The sequence below is a fragment of the Pectobacterium fontis genome, assembly GCF_000803215.1.
Lineage (GTDB): Bacteria > Pseudomonadota > Gammaproteobacteria > Enterobacterales > Enterobacteriaceae > Pectobacterium > Pectobacterium fontis.
This window is the reverse complement of sequence record NZ_JSXC01000024.1, coordinates 73,015-85,214: the sequence shown is the minus strand read 5'-3', so window position 1 is coordinate 85,214 and position 12,200 is coordinate 73,015. Positions and strand designations below refer to the sequence as shown.

The 12,200-nt window shown below is 49.6% G+C and carries 11 protein-coding genes; 4 read left to right on the top strand and 7 right to left on the bottom strand.

The features are described from left to right. Window positions 1–184: 184 nt before the first annotated feature. The 3 genes from OI69_RS07900 to seqA form a co-directional block, all read right to left on the bottom strand. On the bottom strand, window positions 185–391 hold the full coding sequence (locus tag OI69_RS07900; protein ID WP_039348414.1) for a YbfA family protein: 207 nt from the start codon (window positions 389–391) through the stop codon (window positions 185–187). A 535-nt stretch (window positions 392–926) separates the two neighbouring features. After that, window positions 927–2,570, bottom strand: a complete 1,644-nt coding sequence (gene pgm / locus OI69_RS07895) for a phosphoglucomutase (alpha-D-glucose-1,6-bisphosphate-dependent) (protein WP_039348412.1) — start codon at window positions 2,568–2,570, stop codon at window positions 927–929. A 112-nt stretch (window positions 2,571–2,682) separates the two neighbouring features. Further along, entirely contained in the window at window positions 2,683–3,219 is a 537-nt protein-coding gene (seqA, locus tag OI69_RS07890; RefSeq protein WP_039348410.1) for a replication initiation negative regulator SeqA, read from the bottom strand. 265 nt (window positions 3,220–3,484) lie between these two features. On the opposite strand from seqA, the gene ybfF reads away from it, so the two are divergent. Further along, complete coding sequence (ybfF, locus tag OI69_RS07885) at window positions 3,485–4,252, top strand: esterase (RefSeq protein ID WP_039348408.1); 768 nt, start codon at window positions 3,485–3,487, stop codon at window positions 4,250–4,252. On the opposite strand, the gene OI69_RS19800 is transcribed toward ybfF, so the two are convergent. Beyond that, entirely contained in the window at window positions 4,217–4,387 is a 171-nt protein-coding gene (locus tag OI69_RS19800) for a hypothetical protein (protein WP_154715533.1), read from the bottom strand. The two genes, ybfF and OI69_RS19800, sit on opposite strands and share 36 nt — an antisense overlap. Window positions 4,388–4,541: 154 nt before the next feature. Between OI69_RS19800 and ybfE the strand changes: the two genes are divergently transcribed. Beyond that, window positions 4,542–4,823 carry a LexA regulated protein gene (ybfE, locus tag OI69_RS07880; RefSeq protein ID WP_039348404.1) on the top strand — a complete coding sequence of 94 codons (282 nt, stop codon included), beginning with the start codon at window positions 4,542–4,544 and terminating at the stop codon, window positions 4,821–4,823. Window positions 4,824–4,943: 120 nt separating this feature from the next. Here ybfE and OI69_RS07875 read toward each other — a convergent pair whose 3' ends face one another. After that, window positions 4,944–6,611, bottom strand: coding sequence for a methyl-accepting chemotaxis protein (locus OI69_RS07875; RefSeq protein ID WP_039348401.1), 1,668 nt, complete (start codon window positions 6,609–6,611; stop codon window positions 4,944–4,946). A gap of 869 nt (window positions 6,612–7,480) precedes the next feature. On the opposite strand from OI69_RS07875, the gene fldA reads away from it, so the two are divergent. Together fldA and fur are read left to right on the top strand one after the other, a co-directional pair. Beyond that, window positions 7,481–8,008, top strand: coding sequence for a flavodoxin FldA (gene fldA, locus OI69_RS07870; protein WP_039348398.1), 528 nt, complete (start codon window positions 7,481–7,483; stop codon window positions 8,006–8,008). A 330-nt stretch (window positions 8,009–8,338) separates the two neighbouring features. Continuing rightward, window positions 8,339–8,788, top strand: coding sequence for a ferric iron uptake transcriptional regulator (fur, locus tag OI69_RS07865; protein WP_005973843.1), 450 nt, complete (start codon window positions 8,339–8,341; stop codon window positions 8,786–8,788). A 64-nt stretch (window positions 8,789–8,852) separates the two neighbouring features. On the opposite strand, the gene glnS is transcribed toward fur, so the two are convergent. Both glnS and nagE read right to left on the bottom strand, forming a co-directional pair. Then, window positions 8,853–10,511 carry a glutamine--tRNA ligase gene (gene glnS / locus OI69_RS07860; RefSeq protein ID WP_039348396.1) on the bottom strand — a complete coding sequence of 553 codons (1,659 nt, stop codon included), beginning with the start codon at window positions 10,509–10,511 and terminating at the stop codon, window positions 8,853–8,855. Window positions 10,512–10,686: 175 nt separating this feature from the next. Beyond that, on the bottom strand, window positions 10,687–12,183 hold the full coding sequence (nagE, locus tag OI69_RS07855; RefSeq protein ID WP_039348393.1) for an N-acetylglucosamine-specific PTS transporter subunit IIBC: 1,497 nt from the start codon (window positions 12,181–12,183) through the stop codon (window positions 10,687–10,689). Window positions 12,184–12,200 lie beyond the last annotated feature (17 nt).

Below are 12,200 nucleotides of genomic sequence, written 5' to 3'. Positions count from 1 at the left end.
ATCGTTTTTACACTCCCAATATAAGATCCAAGATAATCTCAATAAAGTAAAGTTAATCTAGTTATGCTTAACCGCTATTATATTAACTAAGTATATCTATTTTAACCTAACAATTGATCCAGAAATTGGATCGTATTAATTTCAAAATGGCCGGATAGTTTTCGGCCATTTTTGCTTCCGAACCTTAATAGAAATCGCAGGCAGCGGCTTCGGACTGCGCCATCCATACCGGTTTATTGCTGGTTTTTAGCCAGACGCGGTGTAAATAGCTGTAAAAACGCGCCCGATCGCGGCGGAACAGCATCACGGGTAACGCCAGTACGCCGAGGGCAACCACGGCAGCGCGACGCAGGAGAATTCGGTGCAAGGGATAAGTAGTATAAAGCGACATAACGATCCTCCTCGGAGATAAGCGCCCAGGTTCAGCGACGCTTTCAGAACGATAAACTAAGAACTGTGATATTGGTTAAAATTTTACCGCCTTTTCTGAAAGTTTACTACTCATCGGACCAGAAAAAGATGAAATAATCGCCACCTTATGCGCCATTCCGTTATTAAGTTACAATAACGTTAAAAATAAACTTACCATTAGTTAATTTATGGTTTCCAGATTAGATCAATTAACCCCTAGCTTCTCACCGCATTCGGGTTTGTTAACAAACAAACGTTAACACCGCTGCCACCGCCTACTTTCCATCCCATTTTTATACTTTTTTGCGCCCATCGACGGGAAATTTGCACCTTCTTTTCCTGCGTTTTCCTACTCTGACGTGGTCGATGTTGTTCTGGAGGTATATTGTGACGCTTAGCATCGTCTTAGGCGGCCTGCTGTCGGTAATGTCTACCCGATATGCGCCAGCCCTTTCTTCAGGGATACGCCGTCATGGGTTTAGTCGTTTTAGGCGCTGCACGCAGCGCCTTTTCACTTATTTCGCCGTGGCGAGTACCGCACTGACAATTTCTACCGCTTCTTTCTCGATACGCTCGCGATGTTCCGCGCCGAGGAAACTTTCACAGTAAATCTTGTAGGCCTCTTCCGTACCGGAAGGACGCGCAGCAAACCAGCCGTTTTCCGTCATCACTTTCAGGCCGCCAATCGACGCCCTATTGCCCGGCGCAGCGGTCAGGCGTGCAGTGATCGGATCGCCCGCCAGCGTGCTGGCCGATACCTGCTCAGGCGACAGCTTAGACAGCACCGCTTTTTGCGCATGCGTCGCAGAAGCCTGAATACGGTTGTAGCTCGGCGCACCAAAACGTTGTGCCAGCTCATCATAGTGCTGCTGCGGGTTTTTGCCGGTTACCGCGGTAATTTCCGCCGCAAGCAGACACAGGATGATACCGTCTTTGTCGGTCGACCACGGCGTGCCGTCGAAGCGCAGGAAAGAGGCCCCTGCACTCTCTTCACCACCAAAGCCAAAGCTGCCGTCATACAGGCCGTCAACAAACCATTTAAAGCCAACCGGCACTTCCACCAGCTTACGACCCAAATCTGCCACCACGCGGTCGATCATCGCGCTGGATACCAGCGTTTTGCCGACAGCAACAGACTGTCCCCACTGTGGACGATGCTGGAACAGATAGTTGATCGCCACCGCCAGATAGTGGTTCGGATTCATCAACCCTGCGGGGGTGACGATACCGTGACGGTCATAGTCAGGATCGTTAGCAAACGCCAGATCGAATTTGTCACGCAACGCCAGTAAACCCGCCATCGCCGACTCTGATGAGCAATCCATACGGATCACCCCGTCGTGATCCAACGACATAAAGCGGAATGTTTGATCAACGGAATCATTCACCAATGTCAGATCCAGTTTGTAGTGCTCGGCAATCCTCTGCCAGTAAGCAATACCAGAACCCCCTAACGGGTCAACGCCCAGTTTCAGCCCGGCGCGCTGAATTGCCGCCATGTCCACCACGCTAGCCAGCCCTTCGACATACGGCTGAACCAGATCCTGCTCATGAAGATGGCCACTTTCCCACGCCTGATCCAGCGTAATACGCTTCACGTCGCGCAGTTCATCTGCCAGCAGCGCATTCGCACGCTTCTCAATCACGCTGGTCAGATTGGTATCTGCCGGGCCACCGTTCGGCGGATTATATTTGATGCCACCATCTTCCGGCGGGTTATGAGAAGGCGTGATCACAATGCCGTCTGCCAGCGCACCGCCCTGACGATTGTGAACCAGAATCGCGTTAGACACCGCTGGTGTTGGGGTAAAACCATTATCCAACTGTACGATGACATCCACGCCGTTGGCTGTCAGCACTTCCAGCACTGAGATAAACGCCGGTTCAGAGAGCGCGTGAGTATCTTTGCCTACATAGCACGGACCGCTGATACCTTGCTTTTTACGCTCTTCCGCAATCGCTTGTGCAATCGCCAGAATGTGGAGTTCATTAAAGCTATGGCGTCCCGCGCTACCACGATGACCCGATGTACCAAATTTCACCGCATGTGCGGTGTTGCCGACTTCAGGGCGCAGTACATAATATTGTGACGTTAACTGTGCCACATTAATCAAATCGCTCTGCCGTGCAGGCTGTCCGGCTCTTGGGTGATTAGCCATTGGCGCTTCTCCCTAACGCTGTAGTTAGATAAAGGGTTAATGTTATGCCCTCACCGTTCAAGCTGTTTAGGCGTTACGATCACGCCACTCGAATGATTGAGGGGATAGATGATTAAATCGTGCCGCACACTTTCTCTGTCAGTTCCACTGGGAACTGCATCGTCAGCATGATGTGTTCAACCATGCTACGTTTACGACCGGTATTGGTGTTGGTAATCACCCAGTATGGCGTGCCCGGAATATGCTTAGGTTTGGTATGTGTGCCATGCTGAAGCAATGTCTGTTGGTCGCCCGCGAAATAGACTCGGGTGCGGCCATGAAGAGATTCTGTCGCGGCAGCAAACTCCTGCGGCGATAAGGTATACAGCGTAGACAACACCAGCATAAAGCGGTTGATGGCCTTATTCTGTTCAGCGTATTCATCCGACAGCAGCAGTTCACGCACGGTTCGTACGCGATCGCGTGGGTTCGGCGCAGCAGCAGGCTGGGATGTCGCCGTTACGACAGTCGCTACCGCAGACGTGGCGACAGGCTGACCCGCAGTAAATTTCAGCATGCGCCGTAAAATATCCGATGCACTCTCACCGATATGCTGTGTGTGGCTGGCAATATAACGATAAAGCTCTTCGTCGACTTCAATAGTTTTCATCTTTATCCAGTGCTGTTTTTACCCATTATTGTGCAAATTACAGAGACGCTTCCTTCCGTAACCCGACCTCTATGGGTAGATGACTCAAATCAAAAGGATTATACAGGCGTTCAAACATTATCGAACAGCGGCATAACGGGACAATAGCAAAAGTCAGACTATGCCCCAATGCCTTTCTTCGCATGGCGATACATGCCCCTCAGCGACCACATTCATTCTCAAGTCATGATACCCTAAGCCCATGTCTCTCTGAATGAACTTCACCATGAAATTGAATCATCGCTGGCAAAATGCGCACCAGCCCACAAATAATCTCCCTGTCGTCCTGATTCATGGCCTGTTTGGCACTCTGGATAACCTTGGTGTGTTAGGCAGAGATTTGCAAAACACGCATGACATCCTGCAAATCGATTTACGCAATCACGGTTTGTCGCCCCGTTCATCGCAGATGAACTATTCCGTGATGGCACAGGACGTGCTCGCCCTGTTGGATGAATTGAACATCGAGCGCGCTATCGTTATTGGCCATTCCATGGGCGGAAAAGTCGCCATGGCGCTCAGCGCGCTCATTCCCGAACGGCTGGACAAGCTGGTTGCGATTGATATCGCTCCAGTGGATTATCAGGTACGCCGCCACGACACTATTTTCGCGGCGCTACGTGCTGTCACGGAAGCCGGGCTGACATCACGCGCAGACGCAGCAGCACTTATGCGTCAGCATATAAAAGAAGAAGGCGTGATTCAGTTTTTGCTGAAATCTTTCCAACAGGGCGAATGGCGTTTTAACGTGCCAGTGTTGTGGGATGAATACGAAAACATCGTTGGCTGGCAGGACATTCCGGCCTGGCAAGGGCCAATACTGTTCATCCGGGGTGGCGACTCCCCCTATCTGGACGATCGCTACCGCGATTCACTGCTACGCCAGTTCCCCGCCGCGCGCGCACATGTGGTCAGCGGCGCTGGTCACTGGGTTCACTCAGAAAAACCCGAGGCCGTTCTACGCGCTATCCACCGTTTTCTGGATGCGAATTAACCAGACGACACCGACACTGGCGGATTCATGGTAACAGCGGCAGTTAACCGTTGTCGCCGCCAGTGTGGCTAAGGTATGATGGCGCTCGCAGTAGAGGGACGGCTGATTCAGCCACAAGCGTTGTAACCACTTCATCAAAATGCACGCATCATTTCCCGGTATGTTCCACACATAGGAAACCGCAATCTGGCAATCCTTCTGTAGGATGAGAGCAGACATCGGTTTTAGCGGTAGAACAGACAGGACTCGCGGTGTATTTTGGTCCGAATACCTTGCAATATCATTACTTATGGCAAAAGAACAAACGGATCGCACCACCTTGGATCTGTTCGCAGACGAGCGTCGTCCGGGCCGCCCCAAGACCAACCCGCTCACGCGTGACGAACAACTAAGAATTAACAAGCGTAATCAACTACGTCGCGATAAAGTTCGTGGGTTGCGTCGTGTTGAATTAAAGATTAACAGCGATGCCGTCGATATCCTGAACAGCCTTGCTGAAGAGCGGAACATTAGCCGCAGTGAATTGATTGAAGAAATGCTGCTGGCGCAGTTGGCTGGACAACAGCCCTAGTTGATGTAGCACGGTCTTCACCTCTTCGGCGGCGTCATATCTGACGCCGTCTGAACATTTACCCAAGACGAAAACACCATCCCGGATTAAAACAGCGCTATTTTCTGATTAAAACACAGGTCAGAATTTTTCCCAGTTATCATTGCTGGCCGGCAGCGCTTTGCTTGCACGCGGGGCAATTGCCCGTGCTTTCTGCACCGGTTTTGCTACCACTTGCACACCTGACTGCGTGTCGGACAGTTGGAACAGCGACACAGTCTGATTCAACAGCGCCGCCTGTTCTTCCAGCGACAAGGCTGCTGACGAGGCCTGTTCAACCAACGCGGCGTTTTGCTGAGTTACGCTGTCCATTTCCGCCACGGCCTGACCGACCTGCGCAATCCCTTTGCTCTGTTCTTCCGACGCTGAGGCAATTTCCCCCATGATATCCGTCACGTTAGTCACCGCACGGACGATGTCCTGCATCGTATCACCAGCATCGCTAACCAGATTAGAGCCAGTGTCTACACAGCGAACCGATTCAGAAATCAGACCTTCAATCTCTTTCGCTGCCTGCGCACTGCGCTGCGCCAGACTGCGCACTTCTCCTGCGACCACAGCAAACCCGCGCCCTTGCTCACCTGCTCGTGCCGCTTCTACCGCCGCGTTCAACGCCAGAATGTTGGTCTGGAACGCGATGCCGTTAATAACGGTGGTAATTTCTGCGATTTTCCTTGAGCTACCGGAAATTTCCACCATGGTTTTCACCACGTTCTCAACGATTTCACCGCCTTTCTTCGCCGTTGTCGAAGCCTGCAACGCCAGTTGGCTGGCGTGATTGGCGTTTTCGGCGTTTTGTTTCACCGTCGCCGTCAGTTGCTCCATACTGGCAGCCGTCTCTTCCAACGCTGAAGCTTGCTCTTCGGTGCGTGATGACAGATCGTTGTTGCCCGCCGCAATCTCAGACGCGCCCTGATAAATGGAGTCCGTGCTGTTTCTGATCGTGCTAACGGTGGTGGCCAGACTCTCCTGCATTTCACGCAGCAGCGGGAACAAGCGACCCACACAGTTATTACTAAAGTCCAGAATCGGTTTACCCAGATGACCAGAAGCAATCACGCTAAAGTGCTCGCGCAGATCATCTAATGGGCGAACCAAACACACCACCAGATAACGATCGGTCAGGAACAGCATGATCAGGCCGATAATCAATCCGCTCAGCAAAATGTTTTGCCCAATCATAGTAATGTGTTCAAAACGCACACCCGCCGCATCGAATTTTTCCGCGCTGGCGTTACTGAACGCGGAGAGAGAGGCGCCAAACTGGCGGCTCAGTGGCGGCACCACATTCTTGGCCTGATTTTGATAATCATCCAACGCATTGGCAACAGCCTTTTGGTAAAGCGGCTCAACGCCTTGAACAACCAGATTATTCCAGTCACGGCTGACGGCCTGTACCAACGCTGCATCCAGACTCGCATGATCGATAGTATTAAACGCCACCAAATCAGACTTCAGTTTATCCAATGCGACGAGCGCAGAAGCTTGCTCTTTATCTGCGGTAGCGTTATCGCCATTGCGGCGAGCGTCAACAGCACGCGCCAGACGGGTTACCATACGGAAGTATTGATCGTTGCCCTGGTTGATAAAATTCATGTTCTGGACCAGCAGGGTGCTGGTTTTCGAGGTCATCGTCATCTCTTTAAAAGAGAACATGGTATATATCGATACCCCTCCCCAAAGAACACAAAAAATGCCCAGTACCCATAGCATAGCGGTTCTGATGGCAATATTTTTTATAAGTCTCATAGATCACTCCAAATCAGGAAAAAGGTTAAAAAGATTTTTATCGCTCATCAACCGACATGAATAAGAAAATTCACATCATGAAACGGGCCACTTCTCCCTAGCATTCACATTTCACCGAGTTGAAAACACAAAAAACCACGCTAGTTCATCGGCTAAACATAGAGAACATTTAGCATCCCCGCTATATTTATTAATATGATTTTTCACACTGAAAATAAATTCACCTATTTTATAGATATAAGGCGTTTAATCAGAGGGTTGCCAAAAAATTCGCTGCACTCCTTGTAGTCTGTACGCTGACATAGATATGATCTCTGGCAGTAAGTCAATTTAAGATGAGTTTCCATTTTATTCTTAAACATAAATCCTCACTCATACCTTCGTATTTTTTTAGCGGGAAATCATTATAACCCAACCCTTTTATTAGGAATACTCCCGATAAATGTTACACATTTTTAATTCGATAAGACTCTTTCCCTTTGATGTATTTTAATTCTTCTGAGTAGCCATGTAATGCCTCGTGATTTTTATTTTTTAAAAACAAAAACCTATTTTTAATTACAGCCGAGAAAGCATGAAAACAAAAAACATATTCATAAAAAATGAAACAACACTTTAAATAACTGAGGATATTGAAGAGGCAGGTGCTTAATTGCAGACGACAATATAGACTGGTTCTTCCTATCGATTAGGAGCCAACAGCAACATGGTTCGTTTCCCTTCTTTACCTCTGTCAGCCACACGCTCTCGATTTACGCATCCTTACTTACCGATACGAGTTTCTCCTGATGTGAGTGTCTGTTATTATTAACAGATAAGTGGGTGAAACATTACACCATACCATTAGGAATCAAGAGGTTATTCAATTCATGGCACTCATCGGAATATTCTTTGGCAGTGATACGGGCAACACTGAAAACATCGCCAAAACGATCCAACAGCAGTTAGGCACCAACGTTGCGGATGTTCATGACATCGCCAAAAGCAGCAAAGAAGACCTCGAAGGTTTCGATATTTTGTTGTTGGGTATTCCAACCTGGTATTACGGTGAAGCCCAGTGTGATTGGGATGATTTTTTCCCTTCACTGGAAGAAATTGATTTCACAGGAAAATTGGTTGCCTTGTTTGGTTGTGGCGATCAGGAAGACTACGCAGAATACTTCTGTGATGCCATGGGAACCATCCGTGACATCATTGAACCTCGCGGTGCGACGATCGTCGGTCACTGGTCAACAGAAGGCTATTACTTTGAAGCGTCTAAAGGGCTCGCCGACGATAATCACTTCATTGGTTTGGCTATCGATGAAGACCGTCAGCCTGAACTGACCAGCGAACGTGTAACCACCTGGGTGAAGCAGATTAGCGATGAACTGAATCTGAAAGAACTGGTTGGCTAAACTCATTTCGGCTCTGATAATCCTTATCAGAGCCGAAACAGCATTGATAGGTAAAACCTTTCATAATGATTGATACATTTTTTTAACTTCTATCAGTAAACCTGTACAATAATCCCATCGGTTTTATACGTGCTTCACCATTTCTTCATTCATCAACAACGGATTGCGTTGTATATCAGTAATATGAATGGGGACAATATTGTTAACATTCCCTTGTTTTCATTTTGTATGTGCGGTTCTATAATTGGAACGCCATTACATGTTTTGCTCCGACCGATGTCATAGGCTAGGCAGCCTCCATTGATAAGTAAGCAACAGGACTAAACCCGCATGACTGACAACAATACCGCATTAAAGAAGGCCGGCCTGAAAGTCACTCTTCCAAGACTGAAAATTCTGGAAGTGTTACAGGATCCTGTCTGTCATCACGTCAGTGCGGAAGATTTATATAAGAGACTGATTGATATGGGCGAAGAAATTGGTCTTGCGACTGTCTATCGCGTCCTCAACCAGTTTGATGATGCTGGTATCGTCACCCGTCACAACTTCGAAGGTGGTAAATCCGTCTTTGAGCTGACGCAACAGCATCATCACGATCACTTAATTTGCCTCGACTGCGGCAAAGTCATTGAATTCCGCGATGAGTCTATCGAAGCACGTCAGCGCGAAATCGCCGAAAGACACGGTATTAAATTGACTAACCACAGTTTGTATCTCTATGGGCATTGCAGTGAAGGGGATTGTCGAGAAGATGAAACCCTGCACGAATCCACACGATAAATCGACCGCACCAAAAAATAAAACCGCCGAGGCGGTTTTATTTTTGTCTTTTTACCGGATAGTGTTAGCCAGCCCAGGTATCGCGCAGCCCAACCGTACGGTTAAACACCAGATGTTCCGCACTGGAGTAAACACGATCGGCACAGAAGTACCCTTCTCGTTCGAACTGATACGCTTTTTCTACTTCCGCCTGCGCCAGGCTCGCTTCCACAAAGCCCTGCGTGACTTTCAGTGAATCCGGGTTAATCGTCGACAGAAAATCTTCCGCCGCACCAGGATTGGCCACACTAAACAGACGATCGTACAAACGGAATTCCGCTGGCACCGCGTGTGCCGCAGAAACCCAGTGGATCACACCTTTCACTTTACGGCCATCCGCCGGATCTTTGCTCAGCGTTTCCGCATCATAGCGACAGTAAATCGTAGTGATAGCGCCCTGCTCGTCTTTTTCAATGCGCTCGGCTTTGATCACGTAAGCATTACGCAGCCGCACTTCTTTACCCAGCACCAACCGTTTGTACTGCTTGTTGGCCTCTTCACGGAAGTCAGCCCGATCGATATAAACTTCACGGCTGAATGCCACCTGACGTGAGCCCATTTCTGGCTTATTCGGGTGGTTTGGCATCGCGACAAACTCTTCGTGCTCGACAGGCAGATTCTCGATCACCACTTTAACCGGATCCAACACCGCCATCGCACGCGGGGCATTTTCATTCAGATCGTCGCGAATACAGGATTCAAGAGCAGCCATTTCCACGTTGTTATCCTGCTTCGTTACGCCGATACGTACACAGAATTCACGAATAGAGGACGCGCTATAACCACGGCGACGCAGGCCAGAGATGGTAGGCATACGCGGATCGTCCCATCCTTCAACGATGTTTTCCGTTACCAGTTGATTCAGCTTACGCTTGGACATAATCGCGTATTCGAGATTCAGGCGAGAAAACTCGTACTGACGGGGGTGGCAAGGAATCGTGATATTATCCAGCACCCAGTCGTACAGGCGACGGTTATCCTGGAATTCCAGCGTACACAGCGAATGGGTGATTCCTTCCAGCGCATCGGAAATGCAGTGGGTGAAGTCATACATCGGGTAGATGCACCACTTATTGCCCGTTTGGTGGTGATCGGCAAATTTAATACGATACAGCACCGGATCACGCATTACGATAAAAGACGACGCCATATCGATTTTTGCACGCAGACAGGCCGTCCCTTCCGCAAACCCGCCGTTGCGCATTTTTTCAAACAGCGCCAGGTTTTCCTGCACGGTGCGATCGCGATAAGGGCTATTTTTCCCCGGCGCCGTCAGCGTGCCACGGTATTCACGAATCTGCTCGGGTGTCAGCTCATCAACGTAAGCCAGACCTTTACCGATCAGTTCAACCGCATAAGCGTGCAGTTGATCGAAATAATCAGAAGAATAGCGAACATCGCCGCTCCATGAAAAACCCAACCACTCGACGTCACGTTTGATCGACTCAACGTATTCGATATCTTCTTTTACCGGGTTGGTGTCGTCAAAACGCAGGTTGCATTGCCCCTGATAATCACGCGCGATCCCAAAATTCAGGCAAATAGACTTGGCATGTCCAATATGCAGATAGCCGTTCGGCTCTGGCGGGAAACGCGTCTGAATATGGTCATGCTTACCGGACGCCAGATCTTCATCAATAATCTGACGGATAAAGTTAGTTGGGCGGGCTTCAGCCTCACTCATTCTTCATTCCTCAATGCTAAAACGACGTATAACTAGCAATGATCCAACAAGCCACGCTGGGAAACAACCGTTAGTTTCATTTAATTATTCAGAACGAAAAAAAAGGGCAAGATTGCTCTCTCGCCCCATCACTTTCATCGATATAACATCGCGTTAAACAAGTCACGCAGTCATATTACGCCTTGTTATATTCCGCTTTCAGTGCAGTGGCGATTGACTCAGCCTGCGTACCAACAACGATCTGTACGCTTTGCTTATTCAGACGAATCACGCCCGCTGCACCCAGCCGTTTCGCCTGCGCATCATCAACCAAAGAGGAATCAGCAACATTCAAACGCAAACGCGTGATACAGGCATCGATCCCAATCAGGTTGCCTTTGCCACCCAGCGCCTGCAAATAGCCACGCGCCAACGTCGCCGTATCGCTTGATTTTTTGCCCACAGACACGGTATTCACGTCATAACCATCGGCCTCGCTACCGCTCACCGCCAGCTCGCGTCCCGGCGTTAACAGATTGAAACGCGTGATGGTAAAACGGAACACCACATAATAAATGATGAAGAACACCAGCCCCTGTGCAAACAGCATGTACCACTGAGTGGCAAGCGGATTGCGTGAGGACAGCACCATGTCTACCAAACCGGCGCTGAAACCAAAGCCAGCGATCCAATGCATGCTCGCGGCAATAAAGACGGAAAAACCGGTCAGTAACGCATGCAGGAAATACAGCACTGGCGCCACAAACATGAAGGAGAACTCCAGCGGCTCGGTGATCCCGGTGAAGAAGGAGGCAAATGCCGCCGCCAGCATGATCCCAGCCACTTTGCTTTTGTTCTCAGGGCGCGCGCAGTGGTAAATCGCCAGCGCCGCGCCCGGCAGGCCGAACATCATTATCGGGAAGAAGCCTGCCTGATAGCGTCCGGTGATCCCCACCACAGCTTTACCAGAATCGATAGACTGCTGACCAGCCAGAAAATTGGGAATATCGTTGATACCCGCAACATCAAACCAGAACACGGAATTGAGTGCATGGTGCAACCCAACAGGAATCAGCAAACGGTTAAAGAACGCATAAACACCAGCCCCCACCGACCCCAACTGTTGAATGTGCTCACCAAACGATACCAGCGCATTGTAAATCACTGGCCAGACGTACATTAAAATGAACGCCACCAGAATCATCAGGAAAGAAACCAAAATCGGCACCAAACGACGTCCACTGAAGAACGACAGCGCTTTAGGCAATTCAACCTGACTGAAACGGTTATACAGTTCGGCAGATATTACACCGACCAGAATCCCGATGAACTGGTTTTCAATTTTGCCAAACGCTGCGGGCACCTGTTCCACAGGGATCCGTTGGATCATGGCGACTACAGCCGGAGAACACAGCGTGGTCAGCACCAAAAAGCCGACAAACCCGGTCAGCGCCGCCGCGCCATCCTTATCTTTCGACATGCCGTAAGCGACGCCAACAGCAAATAGCACCGCCATATGCCCGATAATCGCCTCACCCGACTTGATGAGGAGTGCCGCCAGCGCGTTCTCGCTTCCCCAGCCAACCGGATCAATCCAGTAACCTACCCCCATCAGGATAGCAGCGGCAGGCAGCGTCGCGACAGGCACCATCAATGCCCGACCAACTTTCTGTAAATAGTTAAGAATACTCACTTTTCCCTCTCTTACCT